This window comes from Intrasporangium sp., assembly GCF_051961875.1.
GTDB lineage: Bacteria > Actinomycetota > Actinomycetes > Actinomycetales > Dermatophilaceae > Intrasporangium_A.
On the sequence record NZ_JBQCCV010000179.1, the window covers coordinates 1 to 21,688 of the forward strand.

The 21,688-nt window shown below is 69.3% G+C and carries 17 protein-coding genes; 12 read left to right on the plus strand and 5 right to left on the minus strand.

From position 1 onward, the window contains the following. Window positions 1-107: 107 nt before the first annotated feature. The gene (locus ACTHJJ_RS10545; RefSeq protein WP_440302897.1) at window positions 108-1,055 is read right to left on the minus strand and encodes an AAA family ATPase; all 948 of its coding nucleotides are present in this window, start codon (window positions 1,053-1,055) and stop codon (window positions 108-110) included. A 7-nt stretch (window positions 1,056-1,062) separates the two neighbouring features. Continuing rightward, window positions 1,063-2,136: a cupin domain-containing protein gene (locus tag ACTHJJ_RS10550; protein WP_440302898.1), complete on the minus strand. Its 1,074-nt coding sequence runs from the start codon at window positions 2,134-2,136 to the stop codon at window positions 1,063-1,065. Between the two features lie 222 nt (window positions 2,137-2,358). Between ACTHJJ_RS10550 and ACTHJJ_RS10555 the strand changes: the two genes are divergently transcribed. From ACTHJJ_RS10555 to ACTHJJ_RS10575, 5 genes are all read left to right on the plus strand, one after another. Then, complete coding sequence (locus tag ACTHJJ_RS10555) at window positions 2,359-3,531, plus strand: hypothetical protein (RefSeq protein ID WP_440302899.1); 1,173 nt, start codon at window positions 2,359-2,361, stop codon at window positions 3,529-3,531. A gap of 4 nt (window positions 3,532-3,535) precedes the next feature. Further along, on the plus strand, window positions 3,536-5,035 hold the full coding sequence (locus tag ACTHJJ_RS10560; protein ID WP_440302900.1) for an ethanolamine ammonia-lyase reactivating factor EutA: 1,500 nt from the start codon (window positions 3,536-3,538) through the stop codon (window positions 5,033-5,035). Beyond that, window positions 5,032-6,279: an MFS transporter gene (locus ACTHJJ_RS10565; RefSeq protein ID WP_440302901.1), complete on the plus strand. Its 1,248-nt coding sequence runs from the start codon at window positions 5,032-5,034 to the stop codon at window positions 6,277-6,279. Before ACTHJJ_RS10560 ends, ACTHJJ_RS10565 begins: the two co-directional genes overlap by 4 nt. 13 nt (window positions 6,280-6,292) lie before the next feature. Continuing rightward, window positions 6,293-7,711 carry a M1 family aminopeptidase gene (locus tag ACTHJJ_RS10570; RefSeq protein ID WP_440302902.1) on the plus strand — a complete coding sequence of 473 codons (1,419 nt, stop codon included), beginning with the start codon at window positions 6,293-6,295 and terminating at the stop codon, window positions 7,709-7,711. A gap of 120 nt (window positions 7,712-7,831) precedes the next feature. Further along, the gene (locus ACTHJJ_RS10575; RefSeq protein ID WP_440302903.1) at window positions 7,832-8,956 is read left to right on the plus strand and encodes an ABC transporter substrate-binding protein; all 1,125 of its coding nucleotides are present in this window, start codon (window positions 7,832-7,834) and stop codon (window positions 8,954-8,956) included. A gap of 84 nt (window positions 8,957-9,040) precedes the next feature. Here ACTHJJ_RS10575 and ACTHJJ_RS10580 read toward each other — a convergent pair whose 3' ends face one another. Continuing rightward, a complete protein-coding gene (locus ACTHJJ_RS10580) occupies window positions 9,041-9,787 on the minus strand; it encodes a FadR/GntR family transcriptional regulator (protein WP_440302904.1) in 747 nt (248 codons plus the stop codon). A 248-nt stretch (window positions 9,788-10,035) separates the two neighbouring features. Between ACTHJJ_RS10580 and ACTHJJ_RS10585 the strand changes: the two genes are divergently transcribed. Genes ACTHJJ_RS10585 through ACTHJJ_RS10595 form a run of 3 tightly spaced genes read left to right on the plus strand, consistent with a single transcriptional unit; the run spans window position 10,036 to window position 13,827 of the window. Next, a complete protein-coding gene (locus ACTHJJ_RS10585) occupies window positions 10,036-11,781 on the plus strand; it encodes an ABC transporter permease (protein ID WP_440302905.1) in 1,746 nt (581 codons plus the stop codon). 32 nt (window positions 11,782-11,813) lie between these two features. After that, the gene (locus ACTHJJ_RS10590) at window positions 11,814-12,944 is read left to right on the plus strand and encodes an ABC transporter ATP-binding protein (protein ID WP_440302906.1); all 1,131 of its coding nucleotides are present in this window, start codon (window positions 11,814-11,816) and stop codon (window positions 12,942-12,944) included. A 7-nt stretch (window positions 12,945-12,951) separates the two neighbouring features. Then, on the plus strand, window positions 12,952-13,827 hold the full coding sequence (locus tag ACTHJJ_RS10595) for an NAD(P)-dependent oxidoreductase (RefSeq protein ID WP_440302907.1): 876 nt from the start codon (window positions 12,952-12,954) through the stop codon (window positions 13,825-13,827). A gap of 19 nt (window positions 13,828-13,846) precedes the next feature. On the opposite strand, the gene ACTHJJ_RS10600 is transcribed toward ACTHJJ_RS10595, so the two are convergent. After that, the gene (locus tag ACTHJJ_RS10600) at window positions 13,847-15,079 is read right to left on the minus strand and encodes an NAD(P)/FAD-dependent oxidoreductase (protein ID WP_440302908.1); all 1,233 of its coding nucleotides are present in this window, start codon (window positions 15,077-15,079) and stop codon (window positions 13,847-13,849) included. Window positions 15,080-15,139: 60 nt separating this feature from the next. On the opposite strand from ACTHJJ_RS10600, the gene ACTHJJ_RS10605 reads away from it, so the two are divergent. Then, the gene (locus ACTHJJ_RS10605) at window positions 15,140-15,583 is read left to right on the plus strand and encodes a MarR family winged helix-turn-helix transcriptional regulator (protein WP_440302909.1); all 444 of its coding nucleotides are present in this window, start codon (window positions 15,140-15,142) and stop codon (window positions 15,581-15,583) included. After that, on the plus strand, window positions 15,580-16,806 hold the full coding sequence (locus ACTHJJ_RS10610) for an MFS transporter (protein ID WP_440302910.1): 1,227 nt from the start codon (window positions 15,580-15,582) through the stop codon (window positions 16,804-16,806). The genes ACTHJJ_RS10605 and ACTHJJ_RS10610 overlap by 4 nt, the downstream gene beginning before the upstream one ends. 49 nt (window positions 16,807-16,855) lie before the next feature. Here the strand turns inward: ACTHJJ_RS10610 and ACTHJJ_RS10615 are convergent, their stop codons facing one another. After that, window positions 16,856-17,644, minus strand: a complete 789-nt coding sequence (locus ACTHJJ_RS10615) for a maleylpyruvate isomerase family mycothiol-dependent enzyme (RefSeq protein ID WP_440302911.1) — start codon at window positions 17,642-17,644, stop codon at window positions 16,856-16,858. A gap of 235 nt (window positions 17,645-17,879) precedes the next feature. Between ACTHJJ_RS10615 and ACTHJJ_RS10620 the strand changes: the two genes are divergently transcribed. Continuing rightward, window positions 17,880-19,520, plus strand: coding sequence for an AMP-binding protein (locus tag ACTHJJ_RS10620; protein WP_440302912.1), 1,641 nt, complete (start codon window positions 17,880-17,882; stop codon window positions 19,518-19,520). 179 nt (window positions 19,521-19,699) lie between these two features. Beyond that, a complete protein-coding gene (locus ACTHJJ_RS10625; protein ID WP_440302913.1) occupies window positions 19,700-21,589 on the plus strand; it encodes a sunset domain-containing protein in 1,890 nt (629 codons plus the stop codon). Window positions 21,590-21,688 lie beyond the last annotated feature (99 nt).

Below are 21,688 nucleotides of genomic sequence, written 5' to 3' on the forward strand. Positions count from 1 at the left end.
GGGGTGTGGTGGGGGGGGGGGCGACAAGCGCGATGTTTGGGGGGCCGGCCGGGCCGGGGGCCCCCCCGGGGGGGGGGGGCGGCGCCCCTGGCACGTGGTGGTGACGATCAGGCGAAGGTCGCCCACCGGACTGCTTCGCGGAGATCGTCCGCCGTCACGAGGCCGGGAGAGAGTGCGATCTCCGGGCGCCCGGAGAGGGCAGCAAGGACGGCCTTGCGCACCCGCCGGCCGTCGAGTCCATCGCACGCCTTGGCCAGCTCGACATGAAGCTCATGGTCGGCGGCGAGAGGGAGGATCTCCTGCCACTGGCCCGCCAGCTCCTCGAGCGAGCCCCGAATGATCCCGACGATCGTCTCGACGTCGGGAAGCGTCGTCTTCAGCACGAGATCGGCACGCGAGAGCACCGCCTCGTCGACCGCCTCGATGAAGTTGGTCGTGACGACGAGAACCACGTGAGGGCATCGGGCGCGCAGCTGGTCCAAGCCCGCCAGCACCGCATCGGTCGCCCGGTGCACGTCCACGGGGTTCGTGTCGAACGACGCACTGCTGCGCCGCACCGCCAGTGCCTCGACCTCGTCGATGAGGACGACCATGTGCGGTCGCCGCGCTGCCAGCTCGGGCAGGGTGTCGAGAAAGAGCTTCGACACCGCGCGCTGGCTCTCCCCGAGCAGCTCGCTGGGGAAGGCGTGGGGGTCGACCTCGACGAGGGTCGTGGCCCCCCGCGGAGCCATCCGCAGAGCGGCAGCCTGTGCCAGGCCCTGCGCCAGCGTCGTCTTCCCGGTGCCGGGAGGCCCCGCGAGAACGATGAGGCCGTGCGGGCCGCCCGACAGGTTGCTGAGCAGCCGGCCCTGGCGGAGCACCAGGAGGGCGGTGCTGAGAAGCCGCTCCTTGGTCCCCGCCGGGACGATCATCGAGTCCCAGGGTCCGTCGTGGTGGTCTGCCGGGAGGGTGTGGATCCCGATGACGCCCGGCGGGTAAGACCGGCGGATGCCCTCGCTGTGAGGGTGAGTGTGGCCGTGACCGTGACCGTGGCCGTGCGCGTGCTCGTTGGTCATCGGTGCCTCAGGGCCAGGTGGGACGGGTCATCTCGGGCCAGACGATCGTCGTGACGTCACCGGCCTGCTTGTCGCGGATCTCAGTCGGCGGCTCCTCGAAGAGCACGACCGGGTCCATCAGGGCCTTCATCGTCTCGAGCAGGCTGTCGAACATGTGGATCCGGACGACTCGGGCGGTGTTCTCCTTCGAGTCGTTGAAGTGCTGGTGCCACAGGTAGTGGTCGACGATGATGAGGTCGCCCTTCTTCCACGGGTGGTTCTCGCCGCCCTCGGGCTCGGTGCCGAGGTAGGAGTGGCCCTCACCGTCGACGACGTACAGCCACGCCTCTCCCGGGTGCCGGTGCATCGACTGGCCGCGGCCCTGGCCGATCTCGAACATGGCCATCGTGATGCCGGACGCCTCATAGCCGATGGCCCGGTCGAGGAGGAAGGTCGTGCGCGTGCCACGAGGGGTGTTGAGCATCTCCAGGTCGTCCCAGTCGGTGTGGAGGCGACCGGAGCGGCGCTTGGCCTGCTCCTTGCCGAGGCGGCGCAGCCGGCGCGCGTAGGCGTCGTCGCCCTGCACATCGTCGGCGGCGGTGTACGCCGGCCGACCCGGGAGGGACTCGAACGGCTCGTGGCCACGGTCCTCGAGGATCGACATGCCCATGGTCGCGAGCAGGGGCTCGCTCGAGAAGGTCGCGTAGCGCAGCGGCTCCTCACCGTCGTTGCCCGACCGGTGCCAGGCCCAGGCCGGGATGTGGACGGAGTCTCCCGGGGCGATCTTGACGCGTTCACCGTCGATCTCGATCCAGCCCTCGCCGCCGACGCCCCAGATCATCGCATCCCACGAGTGGCGGTGAATGGTCGTGACGACGCCGTGGTCGACCTCGTGGAGAAGGGCGTCCATCGAGCGGGTGGGGTTGTCCCCGTCCTCGCCCATGTATACGCCGACGCGGCTACCCCGCTGCGTCTCCTTCAGCTCCACGTCCTCCACGCGGATCACCGTGCGGTGGTTGGCCCGCCAGTCCTCGATGAACTTCTCGCGCCGTGACTTCTGCACGTGGTAGTGGCTCGTCTTCGTGGTTGTCTGCGTCGACATCCCATCTCCTTAATGGCTGGACCATTTGACCTTTGGCCATTGTGGCCGGTCGTCCGTGGTTGCGCAACCGCCTCCGCTGTCGGTGGTCAGGTTGCCACAGCTCACCAATGGTCTGATAGTTTGTCCAACACCGTGCGAGGTCTGCCACGCAGCCTCTACCGACGCCGAGGAGGGCACCCACCCATGACCCAGTCTGCTTCCCAGAGAGCGCAGGATGCCCCGATGGCCCAGGCCGAGCCCGGGTACCTCGTCGATCCATACAAAGACTGGGCCGAGGGTGAGGGCATCCCGATCCACGTTGACTTCGGTCACGACCTGCTCGCGCTCGAGACCGGCCCGTGGGAGCGATACGGCGCCCGGGGGTGCTTCGCCCACACCAAGGGCATGGGCGACTTCATGTCGAACTACGTCCTGGAGGTCGAGGCCCGGAAGAACACCGAGGTCGTCCGCCACCTCTACGAGGCGTTCTTCTTCGTGTTGGCGGGCCACGGGTCCACGGTCGTGTGGCTACCTGACGGGACCCAGCGCAGCTTCGAGTTCGGTCCCAAGGCGCTCTTCGCCATTCCCCTGAACTGCCGCTACCAGATCTTCAACGGGTCGTCGTCGGAGCCGGTCCGACTGTCGGTGACGAACAACGCGCCGCTGACGATCAACCTGTACCACAACCTCGACTTCGTCTTCGCCAACGAGTTCGACTTCCGGGACCGTGTCAGCGACCCCAAGTACTTCGATGGCGAGGGCCAGCACAACGTCTACAACCAGTCGTCGGTCAAGGTCCAGAACGTCTGGGAGACGAACTTCGTCCACGACCTCACGAGCTTCAAGCTCTACGAGTTCGAGGGCCGCGGCCGCGGGTCCATGAACGTCAACTTCATCCTCGCCGAGGGCACGATGCACTCGCACGTGTCGCAGATGCCGGTCGGACGCTACAAGAAGGGCCACCGGCACGCGGCGGGGACCCACGTGCACGCGGTGGACGGGGAGGGCTACTCGCTGCTCTGGTACGAGGGTGACGAGGAGTTCGTCGAGCTGCCCTGGCGGCACGGGATCATGTACACCCCTCCCTTCTGGATGTATCACCAGCACTTCAACACCGGCGACACCCCGGCGCGGTACGTCGCGTGCAGCCTCGGCAGCCGGAGGTACCCGTTCATCGCCCTCCGTCGCCGCAGCGCCGAGGGTGCTGGGGCAGTGTCGGTCTCGAAGGGCGGCCGGCAGATCGAGTACGAAGAGCAGGACCCCCGCGTCCACCGCAAGTTCCTCGACGAGCTCGCGAAGACCGGTGTGGCGTCCGAGATGGGGGACCTGTTCGATGAGCCGGCAATCCGTGCCCTGCCCGAATCGGCACTGACAGGAGTCATCCAGACCCCGGTCTCCACCGGTCCGGCGGTCTGAGACGGTGCACGACCTGGACTTCGAGCACTACCACGAGCTCGGCATCACCGAGGACGAGGCCGACGCGATCGCCAAGCTGATCGAGGAGCAGGACGTTCTCGAGCTCGTTACGGTCGGCATCGACATCGGCTCGTCGACGTCGCACCTCCTCTTTGCGAAGGTCACCCTCCGCCGGCGGACGACGGACCTGTCGAGCCGCTTCGAGGTGGTCGACCGTCAGGTGCTCGCCACTTCTCCGATCATCCACACGCCGTTCCGTGTGGACGGGCTGATCGACGCCCACGCGCTGTCGCACTTCATCATCGACTCGTATGCGGCGGCCGGGCTGACGGCGGCGGACGTCGACAGCGGAGCGGTGATCCTGACGGGCGAGGCCATCAAACGCCCCAACGCCCGTGCCATCGACGAGCTGTTCGCGAGCCAGTCCGGGAAGTTCGTCTGCGCCAGCGCCGGGCACGAACTCGAGAGCCTGCTGGCCGCACATGGCTCCGGCGCGACGCGGCTCTCGCGTCGCAAGGGCGGCGCCTCCCTGCACGTCGACATGGGAGGTGGCACGACCAAGCTGGCGCTGGTCGAGGACGGCGCGGTCCTCGACGTCGCTGCCTTCGCGGTCGGGGGCCGCCTCCTCGCGGAGGACGCGGAGGGAGCGTGGACGCGCATCGACGACTCCGCCCTCCTCGTCGCGAAGGACCTCGGCATCCCCCTGGATGCGACCAGTGCGGCGGACCCCGAGGTGCGCCGTCGCATCTGCGCGAGGCTGGCCGAGGTCGCCGTCGACGAGATCCTCGGCGCGGAGGTCGACGCACTGGGGGCGGCACTGCGTCTGACCCGGCCGCTCGACCGGAGCGTGGCGCCCGCCTATCTGTCGTTCTCCGGGGGTGTCTCCGAGTACGTCTTCGGACATGAGACCGAGGACTACGGCGACATCGCCCGGGAGCTGGCGATGCAGGTGGTCCAGCAGCTCGGAAAGCGCACCGACATTCCCGCCATCGATGCGGGAGAACGAATCCGCGCAACCGTGATCGGGGCCTCCCAGTACACGGTCCAGGTCAGTGGCAAGACCATCCTCGTCAACGACCCTGGGGTGCTCCCGGTACACAACGTGCCGGTCGTGCACCTGGGGCGCCTCGAGAGCGCGACCGTCGACCGTCAGTCCGTCGCGCGGGCCGTCCGCCGAGGCGCGGAGATCCGCGGCGCCGACCTGGCGGGACCGGTCGCCATCGCGTTCGGGTGGACCGGGCTCCCGGCTTACGCGGCGCTCGAGCAGCTCGCGCTCGGGCTCGTCGAGGGCGCGGGCCCCGCCGATGCTCCGCTCACCCTCGTCATCGACGGTGACATCTGCCAGCTGATGGGTCGCCTGCTCGGCGTCGACCTCGGCTTCGAGCGCCGGGTGGTCTCAGTCGACGGCATCGAGCTCAACGAACTCGACTTCATCGACATCGGCGAGCTCATCGATCCCCCGGGCGTCGTGCCGGTGGTCATCAAGTCCCTCCTCTTCTCATGACCGCGACCCGGCCTGGCTCAGAGCTCCTGCGCAACGGGTCGTTCGTCGGCTACCTCTCGGGTGTCGTGCTGTCGCAGATCGGCACGCGCGGCGCCATGGCGGCGAGCCTGTACCAGGTCTACGAGCTCTCGGGCTCGCTCGCGACGACGGGCCTCGTCGGCGCTGCGGGAGGCCTGTCCGTTGTCGTGCTCAGCCCGGTCGGGGGTGCCCTCGCCGACCGTCTCGACCGCCGGCGGTTGCTCCAGGCAGCCCAAGCCGCCGGGGGCCTCGTTGCCCTCGCCCTGGCGGTTCTCACCCTCACTGGCGGGGTCCGGGCCTGGCATGTCGTGATGGCGTCCCTGGTGTCGATGGCCGCCACGACCTTCGACAACCCCACCCGGCAGGCGCTCATCGGCTCGATGGTGCCCCGCCACCTGCTGCCGCAGGCGTTCGCCATGGTCAACCCGGCCCGAGAGATCGCGGTCCTCGTCGGACCCGGGCTCGCGGGGCTGCTCATCGCGGCCGGGGGGCCCGGACTCGTACACGCCGTCGACGCCGTGACGTATGCCGCGATGATCGGGATCCTCGCCCTGGTCCGGGCCCCCTCGACCCACGTTCGCCGCGACCACCCACCGATCCTCCGGGCAATCGGGCAGGGGGCGCGCTACGTCACGACCCGGCCGATCATGCTCCTGCTGATGTCCCTCGACCTGTCGGCCATGGTCTTCGGCGCCTATCGCGTGCTGCTCCCGGCCATCGCGCTCGACGTGCTCGACGTCGGGCCCCGGGGCTACGGCTTGCTGGCGGCCGCCCCGTCCGCGGGCGCACTCCTGGCGACCTATGGCATCGTGCGGGTATTGGGACGTAGCCGACGGCTCGGCCGGATCCTCCTACTGGCGACCGGCGGCTTCGCCATCGCCGACATCGTCCTGGCCCAGTCGCGGTGGTTCGCACTGACCCTGGCCGCTGCGCTCTGTCTGGGTGTCGCCGACGCCTTGGCGACCTCCATCCGGCATGCGGCCGTGCAGATCGAGACCCCCGACGAGCTCCGGGGCCGGGTGAGCTCCATCTACCAGGTCTCGTCGCGCGGAGGACCGGCTCTCGGCGACGCACTCGTCGGCGCCGTCGCGTCGGTGATCGGACCGGCAATTGCGTTGACCCTCGGCGCCGGGGTGACCCTCACCTACGTCACGGCCATGCTCTCGCGACCCAACCGCGTGCGCTCCTACGCCGGCCCCGACCGCGAGGAAGTGCCTACCGGATGAGCACGGCGTTCCCGTGAGGACCCTGCGACTCGCCCTCAGTGAGCTGCACGCGGCCACCACCACCGAGCTGGTCGTCGACAGGGCACGCGAGCACCTGACATTGCACGTGCCGGACGTCGTCGACGACATCGAGACCTCGAAGATCGAGGCCGCGGAAGTCTCCGGCAACATCCTGCGCCTCGAGGGGGTCGAGGCCGGTGCGCGCGTCGTCGTGGCCGGCCGCGTCCCCTACTCGCCCCGCGTCCACGGTCTCTCCCGGTGGGTCGACCCGGTCGACGGCCTTGCCTACGTCGTCGCGAGCGGAGCGCTCGGAGGCGCCGCACGGTTCGTCGCAGCCGAGGACGGGCCCGATGACCGGATGGCGACGACAATCGCAGTCTCCGGTGGAGGCGGTACGACGGTCGCGACCGGTGACCCGGTCGAGTCGCCCGGCGCAGGCCCGCGCCGGTTCATGAGCAGGATCCCCCTCGCGGGGCATCAGCTCGGGCTGGCCGCCGGGCCCTGGCGCAGCATCACTGACGGGCCGGTGAGGCTGCTGGCCCGGCAGTCGCTGGCATACGGTGACGACTTCAGTGCCTTGGTGGACGACTCCCGCCGCGCCCACGCGTGGATGGCCGCGTGGTTCGCCGGGTCGCCGCTCGGCGGTACGGCCTACACACAGGTGCTCCTGCCGGACCCGCCGTGGCTGGCGATGGAGCACCCCGGATGTGTCCTCGTCTCCGAACGCCTCCTCGAGGTCCGGGACGATGTGGACCGGGCCCGGCGGGTGGCGGTCCTCGCTCATGAGGTGGCCCACCAGTGGTTGGGCAACCTCGTGTCGCCCCGGTGCTGGAGCGACGTCGGGGTGTTCGAGGGTCTCGCGGAGCTGCTCGGCCAGCTGGCCTGCGAGGCGCTGCTCGGCCCGGCCGGCGCGGCCTACCTCGAGCGCCGCCGGACCGCAGGCCCGCTGGCCGTGCTTCCCAGCCCGGCGGACGCGCGCACCGCCGGTCTCGCCGAGGTGGCAGGACCGGTCCAGCACGCCGAGCTCTTCCGGGCGGCGCGCGACAAGCTGGGCGGGGCCATCTTCCGCGCGAGGCTGCGCGCGCTGTGCCGCGCGCGCGCCGGCTCCACGGCGAGCGCAGAAGAGGTGTGGGCGGCCTTGGGGCTTGCGGCGCGCACCCCTGTGGCCGTCGACCTGCCCATGGTCATGGACCCGGAGGGGCGGCGGGGCCGAGCACGGCGCTGGGACGCGATGGGCGAGCTGGATCCCGCCACGGCCGTGAGGCGGGTCCGGGCGACTTTCCGCGCCTCCCGGCCAGGGCCGGGACGGGTCCGGGACGCGCTCGCCGTGGTGCATGATCCGCGCACCCCGCCCGCCGTGACGGCGGCCCTGGGCGCGGAGGTTGCCCCCCTGCTGGGGCCCTCACTCTCACCGTCCGGCGGTCACGGTTGAGAATCCGTTGGGCTCAAGGTCTAACCATTACACCGAATCTGTGATATCCATTCCGTCAGCGGACTAAACCTTAGTCCGAGGAGGCAGCGTGGCCTCGCGGAACAAGCTCTGGGAGAACTGATGAACAAGCGGGCTCTGATCATTCCGGCAGCCCTGTTGTCGGCCCTGCTCGCCGCCTGCGGCAGCCCGGTGGCGGCCGGCGGTGGTGACGCTGGTGCGACCAAGGGGGTGGCAAAGGTCGACGCCGCGGCCCAGAAGGTCTACGACGAGCTCAACGGTCTGACCGGCCAGGCGCGGACCGACAAGCTCGTCAAGATGGCGGAGGAGGAGGGTCAGCTCTCGGTCTACACCTCCAACACCGACCTGCAGAAGATCGTCGACGCGTTCAAGGACAAGTACAAGATCGACGTCAACGTCTACCGCGGCAACTCCGAGTCGGTCCTCCAGCGCGTCCTCCAGGAGGCGGAGGCCGGCTTCAAGGGCGTCGACCTCGTCGAGACCAATTCCGGCGAGCTCAACATCATCGGCAAGGAGGGCCTCTTCTACCCCTACAAGGGCGAGCTGCGGGACGCGGTCCGCAAGGAGGGGCAGAAGGAGTTCTGGACGGCCGACCGGTTCAACGCCTTCGTCGTCGCCTGGAATACCGACAAGGTCAAGCCGGGCTCCGAGCCGAAGTCGCTCGAGGAGTTCGCCGACCCGTCGTGGAAGGGCCGGGTCTCGATGGAGGTCGGTGACACCGACTGGTTCGCTGCCATGTACAGCCACTACCTCAAGCAGGGCAAGTCAGAGGCCGAGGTCGACGACCTCTTCACGAAAATCGCCGCCAACTCCAAGACCGTCAAGGGTCACACGGTCCAGGCCGAGCTGCTGAGCGCCGGCGAGTTCGACGCAGGGGTCTCCCTCTACTCGCACTCGGTCGACAAGGGCGAGAAGGCCGGACAGCCGGTTACCTGGCACCCGAGCAGCGGCGACCCTGTCCAGCCGATCGTCATTCGCCCGAACGGTGCGGGCCTCATCGGTCGGGCCGCGCACCCTGCGGCCGCCGTGCTCTTCATGGACTTCCTGCTCAGCGACGGACAGAAGGAGATCGCCTCCGCGAAGCGGATCGGTTCGGTGCCCGGGGCGAAGGATCCCCTCGCGAACCTCGCGCTCGTCGAGGTCGACGAGAACGAGATGCTCAACAACATCAAGAAGTGGGACGACAAGTACTCCAAGATCGTCCGCGGCGGCCAGAAGACGAAGTGACCCGCCCCAATTGACCGCGAACGCCCCGGCCTTCCCATGGAGCCGGGGCGTTCGTGTGTGCACGACCTGTCGAGCGGTGGCGGATCAGCCGTCCTGGGTCGCCCCGAGGTCGCGAACGAGGTCCGCCGTCCGGCCGAGGTGTGTCGTCATGACCTTGACGGCGGCATCGACGTCGCGGTTCTCGATCGCGTCGACGAGGGCGGCGTGCTCGTCGGTGCCGCGGCGGCCCATGGCCGGCGCGACGATCTGCGCCTGGCGCAGCGAGAGCAGCAGGGGGCCGTGGAAGCTCTGCACCAGGGTCTCGATGGCCGGGTTGTGTGCGCAGGTGGCGACACCGACGTGGAACGCCGCTGAGAGGCCCATCGTGTAGCTGCCCTGAGCCAGCGCCTCCCGGCCCTCGTCGATCATCCGTCGCAGCTCGGCGATGTCGGCCTCGGTCGCCCGCTCGACGACGAAGGGCAGGATGCCGACCTCGATGACGGTGCGGGCCTCGGTCACATGGGCGGGGGTCAGGGGCGAGAGCGCCATGAGGTCCGCGAGGCCCTCTCCCAGTCGCTCCTTGGTGGGTGAGGCGAAGAACGCGCCACCGCGGGCACCGACCTTGATGTCGATGAGGCCGCTGGCCTCGAGGACGCGAAGCGCCTCCCGGACGGTGACGCGGCTGACGCTGAAGCGCTGGCACAGGTCGCGCTCACTGGGCAGACGGTCGCCGGTCGCAAGCTTGCCCTCCCGGATGAGCGTCTTGATCTGGTCGACGATGACCTGCGAGACGCGGTTGACGTGCACGGGCCGGAAGAGCCCGTCGGGTGCGTTGCCGTCCTCGGTAGTCATGCGCTCACCCCCCTTACATGCTCGTGTCGGTTGGACCAATAGACCAAATGTATAGCCTCCAGGGGTCGCGAATGCCCGCGTTTCCTGGGAGAACCATGGGACGGGTATTCCCATCCGGCTCCCGCTGTGCCAGCATATGCGCCTAATGGTTAGACCGTAAGGCCAGAGGTTGTCCGCATCGGTTGCTGGAGGAACGTTCCCTTGATACCCACACACGTCCGTCGAGGCCCGCAGTCCACGGAGGCGATGTGAGCCTCGCGACCGCCTCCCGACCGCAGACACCTCCGGCAGCCGAGGAGCCGCCGGTCGCCCGCCGGCGCTTCCTGCCGACGCCCAAGATCCTCATCCTCGGTGTCGTTGCCCTGTTCGTCGCCTACCTCGCCATCGTGCCCCTCTGGTACCTGGTGCAGGGCACCCTGTTCGACGCCAACACCGGGGAGTTCACCCTCGGCGGCTTCACGCGGGCCTACACCGACGACCACGCCGCCGCAATGATGGGGAACTCGATCTGGTTCGCCATCGGGTCGGCGCTCCTGTCGCTCGTCGTCGGCACCGGCCTCGCCTACCTGAACGTGCGGACCGACGTCCCCTTCAAGGGCCTGTTCTTCGCGGCGTCGATCATCCCCCTGGTTATTCCCGGCATCCTCTACACGATTGCGTGGATCTTCCTCGCGAGCCCGGACATCGGCCTGATCAACGTCTTCCTCCGCCCGGTGTTCGGGGACGCGGTCGCCGACATCTACACGGTCTGGGGGATGATCTGGGTCGAGGGCCTGCACCTGTCGCCGATCACCTTCCTCTTCATGGTCGCCGCCTTCCGCGCACAGGACCCCTCACTGGAGGAGTCGGCGCTGATGTCCGGCGCCGGCCGTCTCACGATCCTCCGGCACATCACGGTCCCCCTGCTGCGCCCCGCCATCGCCGCGAGCGTGCTCATCATGACGGTGCGTAGCCTTGAGAGCTTCGAGGTCCCGGCCCTGCTCGGCCTGCAGAACAACATCTATGTGTTCACGAGCAAGATCTACTTCGTCCTGCGCTCGTACCCGCGCGACCTCAACGTGGCCGGCGCGCTTGCGCTCGGTCTCCTGCTCATCGCCGCGATCGGCATGGTGCTGGAACACCTGACCAGCCGTGGCGCGAAGGCGTACCAGACCGTGACCGGCAAGGGCTTCCGTCCGCGGCCCATCGAGCTGGGCAAGTGGCGTCCATTCGCGGGCGCCGCGATCATCTCCTACTTCGCCCTGACGGTCGTCCTGCCCCTGCTCGTCCTGCTTTACACCTCCTTGTTGCCGTACTACCAGAAGCCGTCGGCGAAGGCGTTCGCCTCCATGTCGTTCGACAACTTCGAGAAGGTCATGCACCTGTCGAAGGCGACCAACGCCCTGAAGAACTCGCTTCTCCTCGGCGTGGGCTCGGCGACCCTCGTCATGCTGATCATGGCGGTCGCGGCCTGGATCGTGGTCCGCTCCAACATCCCCGGCCGCAAGGTGCTCGACCTCATCTCATTCACCCCGCTGGTGATCCCAGGTCTCGTCCTCGGCCTTGCCCTGAGCTTCGTCTACCTGCGCAGCCCCATCCCGATCTACGGGACGATCTGGATCCTGCTTATCTCCTACTGCACGCGCTACATGCCCTACGGCATGCGGTACGCAGTGACATCGCTGCAGCAGATCTCCGCCGAGCTCGAGGAGTCGGCAGCCGTGAGCGGCGGCAGCTGGTGGCAGGTCTTCCGGAAGGTCCTGCTCCCGCTCCTGATGCCTGGACTGCTCGCCGGCTGGATCTACATCTTCGTCGTGTCGTTCCGCGAGCTCTCGAGCTCGATCCTGCTCTACAGCTCAGGCAACGAGATCCTCTCGATCCTGATCTTCGAGCAGTTCGAGAACGGCGACTTCACCGTGCTCGCCGCGCTCGGCGTGGTCATGGTCGTCACCCTGATGGTGCTCGTCTCCATCGCCTACAAGCTGGGGGCCAAGGTCGGCCTCCCGCAGGACTGAACCCGAGTTTTCAAGAGAAGGACGAAAAGCACATGCTGGAGATCAGGAACCTGGTCAAGTCGTACGGGGGCCCGGGCAGCCACAAGAAGGGCCAGGGCGCGCGAGTGTTCGCGGTCAAGGACGTCAGCTTCCGAGTCGAGCCGGGCGAGATGTTCACCCTGCTGGGCCCGTCCGGCTGTGGCAAGACGACGACCTTGCGCTCGATCGCGGGCTTGGAGAAGCCGGACTCAGGCACGATCTCCGTCAAGGGGCGCACCCTGTTCTCCGCGGGTGAGGGCATCAAGCCCCTCAACGTGGCGGCGAACCGTCGCGGCTTGGGCATGGTGTTCCAGTCGTATGCGATCTGGCCCCACATGACCGTCTTCGACAACGTGGCTTTCCCGCTCCAGGTCAAGCCCCGCGCGGAGCGACCGGGCAAGAGCGAGATCGAGGAACGCGTCCACCGAGTCCTCGAGACCATGGAGCTGCGCCAGTACGCCGAGCGGCAGGCCACGAAGCTCAGCGGCGGCCAGCAGCAGCGGCTCGCCCTCGCGCGGGCGCTGGTCATCGAGCCCGAGTTGCTCCTTCTCGACGAGCCCCTGTCGAACCTCGACGCCAAGCTACGGGAGTCGCTGCGCTACGAGCTGAAGCGCCTGCAGCGTGAGCTGGGCATCACGTCCGTCTACGTCACGCACGACCAGATCGAGGCCCTCGCGCTATCGTCCCACATCGCCGTCATGCGGGATGGCGAGGTCGTGCAGCTCGGCAAGCCGCGGGACATCTACGAGGCGCCGCAGAGCAAGTTCGTCGCGGAGTTCATCGGCAGCTCGAACTTCATCCCGGGTCACGTGGTTTCCCGCACGGGCGAGAGCTATGTCGTCGACGCTCCCGAGGGTCAGCTGCACCTCGCCTCCGGTGCGGCGATGCCCATCGGGACGGAGGTGTCCATCTCCATCCGCCCCGAGTCGATCGAGCTGTCCACCGCTCGTCCCACCGACCTGAAGAACGTCTGGGAGGGCGTGGTGGCGACCCGGGCGTTCCTCGGTGATGCGGTCGACCACGTCGTGACGGTCGGCAAGCTGACCATCAGGGCCAGGGCGCTGCCGTCCCTGTCACTGGCTGCGGACACCAAGGTCTTCGTGCGCATGCCGGAGGACAAGCTGTCGCTGGTCCCGGTCGGCTGAGTCGGCCGTGGAGTCGACCACGGTCGGGTTGGTCGGCGTCGGTGGCATGGGGCTACCGATGGCCGGGCATCTCGTGAGCGCGGGGTTCTCCGTCCTGGCTCACGACATCGACGAGGGCAAGCTGGTCGCCGCGTGTGAACGCGGTGCCCAGCGGGCCGCCGACCTTGCTGACCTGGCAGCCCGGGCCGACGTCATCGTCGCCTGCCTGCCCGGGGACGCCGAGCTCCTTGCGGTTGTCGACGAGCTCGCGTTTCACACACGCGCCGCCCAGGTGTTGGTCATCGCGGGGACGCATGGACTTGCGGCCACGCGAGCGATCGGTGCGACGCTCGCAGCCGGCGCGCGTGTCGTCGACGCCCCCGTGGTCTTCGGCGCGGCCGGGGCCAGAGACGGTTCGCTCCTGTCCCTGTGTGGGGGCGCCGTCGAGGACGTCGACCGCGTTCGCCCCGTGCTCGCGGCCTACAGCGGCAGGGGCGTCGAGCACGTGGGTCCCCTCGGTGCCGGCCAGATCACCAAGGCCTGCAACAACCTCTTGCACTGGATCCACAGCGTCGGCAATTTCGAAGCGATCGCGCTCGCCAAGCGCTACGGCCTCGACGGCGAGCGGATGCGCCAGGTCCTGACCCGCTGTCCTGGTGACAACGGGACGCTGCGTCGTTGGGAGGACTCCCGGTTCACCTGGCAGGAAAAGGACATGGACCTCGTCATGGACCTTGCGCAGCAGGGGGGACTGGTTCTCCCGCTTAGTGGTCAGGTCGACCAGCTCGTCAAGCTGATGTCCGCTGCCGACGTGAGCAGGCTCCTGCACACCGAGGCAACGAGCTACCTGGGTCGCGAGGTGCGGGCCCTCTCGCCCGCCGAGGGCGGCCTGTCGGTCGGCTGAGCGCCGGCGACCGCCGGGGTCAGCGGGGAATCAGACTCTTGAGCGGCACGTCCAGATCGCTCGCGAGATGCCTTGGGACCGAGCCGCCCGACTCGAGGATCTTGCGGACGGCCATGTAGTCGCGCGGGGCGTTCACGGCATCGATGGCGATGAGCCCGGAACCCGAGTAGTACAGCGCCGAGAACTGCTCCGTCTCGGGATCTCCGCGCAGCACGACGTCGTCGTAGCCTGCGCTGAGACCGGCGATCTGCAGTTTGAGGCTGCCCTGGTCCGACCAGAACCATGGGACCGATGCGACCCCGTCGGCCACTCCGGCCAGGGACGCGGCCGCCGCCCGGCCCTGGCTGATCGCATTGGCGACGGACTCGATCCGCAGCAGGCCTTCGTCCGCCGAGCGACGCAGCGAGGTGCAGTCGCCAGCCGCGACGACGGCCCGATGGCTCGTCCGGCCTCCGTCGTCGATGACGATGCCGCCGTCGCACACCAGTCCGACCTGCTCGGCCAGCGAGGTGTCAGGCACGAGGCCGATGCCGACGAGGACGACGTCGGCGGGCAGGCTCGACCCGTCGGAGAGCTCGACCGAGGTCACGGCGTCGTCGCCCCCGAAGCCGACGACGACGCTCCCGAGCAGGACCTGGACGCCACGCCGGCGATGGGCCTCGAGATAGAACTGCGACACGACGGGGGCGACGGCGCGCGCCAGCAGGCGGTCGAGGGCCTCGACCACGGTGACGTCCTTGCCGAGTGCCTTCGCGACGGAGGCGCTCTCGAGGCCGACGAACCCCCCGCCGACGACAACGACCCGCTCGGCGGACGCGAGACTGCGGCGCAGGGCGGTCGCGTCAGCCAGGTCGCGCAGGTAGAAGACGTTGCGCAGCTCCGATCCGGGCACGGACAGTCGGCGCGGGGTGCCGCCGACAGTGAGCGCCAGCCGCGAGAAGGGGAGCGCCCGTCCCGACAGGCACGTGGCCCGGCCGCCGTCGTCTTCGAGATCGAGGCGGACGACGCGCTCCCCGAGCACGACGTCGATTCCGTGCTCCTTGTAGAAGGCGGCGGAACGTAGTTGCAGGTGCTCGGCCTCGGCCTGCCCGGAGAGGAAAGCCTTCGACAGCGGGGGACGCTGATAGGGCAGGTGCGGCTCGGCCCCCACGAGGGTGATCGGGCACGTCTCGCCGAGCTCCCTCAGCGATGTCGCGACCTGCGCGCCGGCCTGGCTGGCGCCGACGATAAGCACTCCTGGCTCCGCGATCATGACTCTCCTTTGATGGTATGACCATTGAACCACAAGCCGGGTGGCAGGAGAATCCTACGCATGGCGTACTATCTCGCCATGGACCTCTCGGGGGATGACGTCGACGCGCTTCGGCTCGCAGTGATCCGCCTGGAGCGCAAGCTGCGCAAGAGTGTGGGTGTCGGCGACGCGACGCCGTCCCAGCTGTCGGCCCTGTTCGCGCTGGAACGGCACGGGCCGTTCCGGATCGGCGAGCTGGCCCGGCGGGAGCAGGTGGGTAACTCGACGGTCACCCGTCTCGTCGCGACACTCGAGGCGAAGGGGCTGCTCGAGCGGTCCGTGGACGAGGCCGACGCGCGCAGCAGTATCGTCGCGATCACCTCCCGCGGGAGAGAGCTGCTCGACACCCTCGCCGGTGGGTCGAACGACTATCTTCGGGGCCGGCTGGAGTCGCTCGGGCCTGGCGATCGGGCCCTCATTGCCGGGGCCGTCGGAGCGTTGACGCGGCTGGCCGAGCGTCCGTGAAGTCCTACATCCGGTCGACGTTCCGGTCTTTGCGCCATCGCGCCTACCGGCTGTACTTCACGGGGCAGATCGTGTCCACCGTCGGCACGTGGGCGCAGAAGGTGGCGCAGGCGTGGTTGGTCCTCGAGCTCACCGGCTCGGGCATGCTGCTCGGCGTCACGGCCGGGCTGCAACAGGCGCCTACCCTCCTGCTCACTCCGTGGGCCGGCCTCATCGCGGACCGAATGGACCGGCGCACCATGCTCCTCTGGACGCAGTGGGCCGCGGCTGTCCCGGCGGCGGTCCTCGCCGTGCTGGCAGCGCTCGACCAGGTCAGCGTGGGTGCGGTGATGGTGTTGGCGGTGTCGCTGGGGGTCGTCGAGGCGTTCGACAAGCCCGTTCGGCACACCTTCGCCGCCGACATCGTTCCAAGGGAGGACGTGCCCAACGCCGTTGCCCTGAACTCCACCATGTTCAACGCGGGCAAGGTGCTGGGCCCGGCGGCTGCCGGCGTCGCGATCAGCGTGGCGGGGGTCGCCTCGACCTTCGCGTTCAACGTCGTGTCCTACGTGATCATGGCCGTGGCCCTGATGCGCATCAGGCCGAACGAGATCCATCCGCGGGTGGTGACCCCGAGAGAGGCTGGGGCCTTGCGGGCTGGGTTCACGTACGCCCGGCGGACGCCCGTCATCTTCGCCGTCCTGTCGCTGACCACCGTGACCGGGCTCGTCGCGTATGAGTGGAATACCTTGGTCCCCCTCCTGGCTCGGGCGTTCTCGCCGGACGCCGCCACGATCGGCTTCTTCTTCGCCGCCATGGGTGCGGGCGCGATCGTCGGGAGCCTGACCCTGGCCGGCGTCCTCGTCGCGTCGCCCCGGACCGTCCTCGTCGGTGCCGTCGCGCTCGCCGTCGTTCTCGGGCTCGTCGCGGCCGCACCCTTCCTCGCGCTCGCCCTCGTCGGGATGTTCCTCCTGGGCGCCGCCGCGACGATGTTCCGGGCCATGGCGACCGCGCTCATCCAGCTGGAGTCCGACCCGTCGATGCGTGGCCGCGTCGTCTCCCTCCTGATCATGGCCCTCAATGGCACCTCACCCGTGAGTGGGCCGTTGGTCGGTGCGGTCGCCGAGCATGCCGGCGCTCGGACCGCGGCGGGACTGGGCGCCGCCGTCACCGCAACGGCAGCCGCAGTCGCCTGGCGCTACCTGAGGGTGGCGGCTCCCCATGAGCTCGCGCTTCGAAGGTGACGGCCGGCGGCAAGGCGGGGCAAGTAGGCGGACTGGGCCGCCGCGGTGGTCAGAAGAGGACGCGGGTGTCGCGTAACCGGGCAACCAGGCCGTCAGGCAGGCCGTCCGCTATCGGGGCGGTCTCGTCGCCTCGGCCGGACAGCAGTCGGCACAGCGCCACCGCATCCACGGTGAGCGTGCCGACCTCGCCGTCGCCCGGTGCGCTCGTGGATCCGATCGAACATTTGCCGCTGACGCGTCCCGACAGCACGAGGGTGAACGGCGCTCCCGTCCAGGTCCGCGACAGGTCCCGCACGACCTGGGCCACCACGTCGGCTTCCGCGCTCGACTCGGCCATCGGTGTGCCGGTTGCCCGCGCGATGTCGACCCGGTGCATCCAGATGTCACGGGTGTAGATGACGTCGTTGAGGTAGGCCATCGTGTCCCCGGGCAGGCAGCCCTGCGACCTCGGCAGGGGGATGCGCCGGATCAGTCCAGGCAACCGGTGCCGACCGCGGGCTGCCTTGGGAGCCAGGGATTCCAGCTCGGTGAGGAGCTCCTCCGGGGTCGATGAACGGCGGTCGGCCAGTTGCGCATCGTTGACCTTGTCGACAAGCGGGCGGCGCCGGTCCTTCACCAGGGCGGGGAGGTAGTGCCGCGCCTGGACCCACGGCCGAGCCGCCTCTTCGGCGGCACCGACGACATGGGCGACGACGTCCCACACCGTCCAGCCCGTGCAGTCGGTCGGAGCGGACCACCCGCCCGGGGGCAGCGCGCGCAGGGCAGCAAGCAGGGCGGCATACTCCGCCATGGCGAGCGACGGAGCGGCCGCCCGCGTGGTCATCGCGACGGTGCTCACAGCAGGAGCGTGGGGCAACCCGATGACGCTCGCAACCGTTTCGGCAAAACCCGGGCGCCCGTCCCTGCTCGGGGGATCAGGGACGGGCGCTACCTATAGGACGTCCGGGCGCGTCGTTCGTGACGGGTTTTCCGCCGGCGCTTCGCCGCCGGTCGCTCTTGCACAGCCGCCGGGCGCAGGATTTGCTGTGGAGTGAACGAGCCCACCGAGCTCACCGAGCCCTTGGAGGACACCGATGTCCGCGCCTGCCCAGACCGAGTCCCAGACCCTGTCGCACACCGTCGGCGAGACCGAGCCCCCGCTCATCGAGCAGACGATCGGTGACAACTTCGACGCGACGGTGGCGCGGTTCCCCGGCCGCGAGGCGCTGGTCGACGTGGCCGAGGGTCGGCGCTGGACGTATGCCGAGCTGAAGGAGGACGTCGACCGGCTGGCGCGGGCGCTCCTGGCGGTCGGTGTCGCCAAGGGCGACCGGGTCGGGATCTGGGCGCCCAACTGCTCGGAGTGGACGCTGACCCAGTACGCCACCGCGAAGATCGGCGCCATCCTCGTCAACATCAACCCTGCCTACCGGGCCCATGAGCTGCAGTACGTGCTGGGGCAGGCAGGGATCTCGACGCTCATCTCCGCCAAGGAGTTCAAGACCAGCAACTACGCGGCGATGATCGAGGAGGTGCGCTCCGACCTCCCGGACCTCAAGCGGGTCGTCCTCATCGGCACGCCGGACTGGGACGAGCTGCACTCGCACGCCGACGAGGTCTCGGCCGAGCAGCTGGCGCAGGTGCAGGCGGGGCTCGACAACCACGACGCGATCAACATCCAGTACACGTCTGGCACGACGGGCTTCCCGAAGGGTGCGACCCTCTCGCACCGCAACATCCTCAACAACGGCTTCATGGTGGGCGAGCTCTGCGACTACACGGAGCAGGACCGGGTCTGCATTCCCGTGCCCTTCTACCACTGCTTCGGCATGGTGATGGGCAACCTGGCCTGCACGACCCACGGCGCGTGCATGGTCATCCCGGCCCCCGGGTTCGACCCGGCGATCACCCTCCAGACCGTCCAGGACGAGAAGTGCACGAGCCTCTACGGCGTGCCGACGATGTTCATCGCCGAGTGGAACCTGCCGAACTTCTCCGACTACGACCTCTCGAGTGTGCGGACCGGGATCATGGCCGGCTCGCCCTGCCCGGCCGAGCTGATGAAGAAGCTGATCGCCGCAGGTATCGAGGAGATGACGATCTGCTACGGCATGACCGAGACCTCCCCGGTGTCGACCCAGAACCGCACCGACGACACCTTCGAGCAGAAGACCCGGACTGTCGGCCGGGTCGGCCCGCACCTCGAGATCCGCATCGTGGACCCGGCGACGGGTGAGGTCGTGCCGCGCGGGGTGCCCGGCGAGTTCCAGACCAAGGGCTACTCGGTGATGCTCGGCTACTGGGAACAGCCGGACAAGACGGCCGAGGCGATCGAGGACGGCTGGATGCACACCGGCGACATCGGCGTCATGCACGACGACGGCTACGTCGAGATCACCGGCCGGATCAAGGACATGGTCATCCGCGGTGGCGAGAACGTCTATCCGCGCGAGATCGAGGAGTTCCTCTACACCCACCCTGACATCGTCGACGCGCAGGTCATCGGCGTCCCCGACGAGAAGTATGGCGAGGAGCTCTGCGCCTGGATCCGGATGCGGCCGGGAGCCGAGCCGATCACCCCCGACTCGCTGCGGGAGTTCTGCAGCGGCCAGCTCGCGCGCTACAAGATCCCGCGCTACGTCGAGATCGTCGACGAGTTCCCGATGACCGTGACCGGCAAGATTCGCAAGGTCGAGATGCGCGAGGTCACGACCAAGAAGCTGGGGCTCGGCTGAGCCGCGACGCGGCTCGGAAGCAAGAGCCTCGCTGACCAGAGGACGAGTGGTATGCCGCTGAGCGAGCTCAGCGGCATACCACACCGTGTGCGTGGGGCTGGGGCGCGTCAGACGCAGTCGCGTGGGCATCTGGGCAGTAGGTTTCCTGTCAAGGGACGCAATCGTAAGGGGACTGCCAGATGTCCGACACCCAGAAGCTCATCCTGTGGATCGTGCTCGCCGTCATCGTCATCGCCATCGTCGCGTTGCTGCTGGTGAGGTCGTCACGGAGACGTCAGGAAGAGGAGCAGCGCCGTCAGGCAAGAGTGCTGCGCGCCCAGGCTGCGGCACGCAACGCCAACGTGACTCGCGCGGCTGACCGGGCGTCGGTGACCCAGCAGGTCGCGTCCGATGCTCGGACCGACGCCGACCAGAGCCAGGCCCGTGCGCAGCAGGCGATGGAGGAGGCGAAGGCCCGCGCGGCGGAGGCGGAGCAGAAGGCGGCCCAGGCGGAGCGCCTGGACCATGAGGCCCAGTTGCACCAGTCGACGGCCGGGCGGGTGCAGTCCGACCGGGACGGCATGATGCGCGAGGCCGACCGGGTGGATCCCGATGTCGAGAGCGATGCCGAGACCGGTGTAGGGAACGATGAGCGCGGCCGGGCGCCGGGCGAGTCGGCGGCGCCAGACGAGCACCGGCGCGAGACCTCGAGCGACGGTGCGGACGACGCACCTCGGGTCGGTGCGTACCACCCGGTGGCCGGTGACGTCCGCGCCCGGGACGAGGACCGTCGGCCGCAGCCCGCCGACGAGGAGCGCCGTCCGGTCGACGAGCGCGGTCCCAGCCACGGGACGGGTGCCGCGGGCGAGCGCGACGGCGGTGCCCGGGCCTCGACGTGGCCCGGGGCGGTCGGCGTCGGCAGCGCCGCTGGAGCCGTCGCGGCCGCAGGAATCAGCTCGGCCGTGTTCGACGACGACGAGCCTGACCTCGCGGACGCGGAGAACCCGTTCGCGCCGCCTCGCACGCACGGCCTCGCCTCCGAGCGTGGCGGGAGTCGGGCGATGCACGGGCGCGCCGGTGATCGGGACCGGGCGCAGGAGTCCCAGGCCGATGACGTGATGCGGGACGCAGATGCGGGCGCCGGCGACACCCGCGGGACGACGCCCGTTGCGCCTGTGCACGACGAGTCGGGCGCCGGCGCGGGGTCGCCCATGGATCCGTCCGCTCCCTCGCCTTCACCGGAGGCACAGGACCGGCCGGCCGGAGGCGTCTTCGGCAACCGGCCGGAGTTCGGGGACCCGACCGGAAGCCGGCACGCCACGAGGACGGGCGAGGACGAGGGGCACACGGCCTCCGACGACGAACCGAGCGGCGACTCGGACGACAGCGGCGACTGGGTCAACGGCCCCGTGGACGAGGACGCCATCGACGAGCGCCCGGTCGATGACGTCGTCGACTGGATCAACGGTCCGAGCGACGACGAGTCGGTCACCGTGGACGTGCCGGACGAGGGCTCGAGGGGGTCGGAGGACCTCGTCGCGGCTGCGGCGGCGGGAGGTGCCCGCGGTGGTCCGGGCATCCCGAGTGCGCCGGCCGACGAGGTGATCGCCCGGATGCCGGAGCAGCCCCACGCTGTCACCACCGAGGAGGACGAGGCGGCGCACGAGGACCAGAAGTCCGAGGAGGAGCGCGCCAACGTCGAGACGGCCGGGAGCGGCCACTCGGGCGGCCAGGGCGACGATGCGGACACCGCGGAGCCGGACCCGTCGAGCACGGGCTCGGACGGCTCGAGCGCCGATCAGGGCCAGCACCCCGGGCAGCAGGACCACTCCGACGAGAGTGCGACCGCGCCCCAGCAGCGGCGCCGGATCTCGGACTTCGAGGAGGTTCGCGACGGCGGGTACGGCGTCGGCTCCGCGGCTCCGATCGGGGACGGCGCGCAGCCACTTGGTCACGCGATCAAGGGAGTTCGCGGGTCGCGGACCTTCCTCGCCCCGGGCGCCCAAGGCTACGAGGACGTCGAGCCGGACGTGTGGTTCTACGACGAGCAGTCCGCCCGCAACGCCGGCTTTCACTCGTCCGACCACTGACGGGCCCCGCAGGCAGATGTGACAGCAGTGGCGGAGCGCGGCCACCCCCGCGCGGCCCCCCCGCGGGTGGGGGTGGTACCACCCCCCCCACCCCCCCGG

Coding starts and splice junctions, on each gene's coding strand:
- ACTHJJ_RS10545 (WP_440302897.1), bottom strand. CDS start 1,055: ATGACCAACGAGCACGCGCACGGCCACGGTCACGGTCACGGCCACACT.
- ACTHJJ_RS10550 (WP_440302898.1), bottom strand. CDS start 2,136: ATGTCGACGCAGACAACCACGAAGACGAGCCACTACCACGTGCAGAAG.
- ACTHJJ_RS10555 (WP_440302899.1), top strand. CDS start 2,359: ATGGCCCAGGCCGAGCCCGGGTACCTCGTCGATCCATACAAAGACTGG.
- ACTHJJ_RS10565 (WP_440302901.1), top strand. CDS start 5,032: ATGACCGCGACCCGGCCTGGCTCAGAGCTCCTGCGCAACGGGTCGTTC.
- ACTHJJ_RS10575 (WP_440302903.1), top strand. CDS start 7,832: ATGAACAAGCGGGCTCTGATCATTCCGGCAGCCCTGTTGTCGGCCCTG.
- ACTHJJ_RS10580 (WP_440302904.1), bottom strand. CDS start 9,787: ATGACTACCGAGGACGGCAACGCACCCGACGGGCTCTTCCGGCCCGTG.
- ACTHJJ_RS10590 (WP_440302906.1), top strand. CDS start 11,814: ATGCTGGAGATCAGGAACCTGGTCAAGTCGTACGGGGGCCCGGGCAGC.
- ACTHJJ_RS10600 (WP_440302908.1), bottom strand. CDS start 15,079: ATGATCGCGGAGCCAGGAGTGCTTATCGTCGGCGCCAGCCAGGCCGGC.
- ACTHJJ_RS10605 (WP_440302909.1), top strand. CDS start 15,140: ATGGCGTACTATCTCGCCATGGACCTCTCGGGGGATGACGTCGACGCG.
- ACTHJJ_RS10620 (WP_440302912.1), top strand. CDS start 17,880: ATGTCCGCGCCTGCCCAGACCGAGTCCCAGACCCTGTCGCACACCGTC.
- ACTHJJ_RS10625 (WP_440302913.1), top strand. CDS start 19,700: ATGTCCGACACCCAGAAGCTCATCCTGTGGATCGTGCTCGCCGTCATC.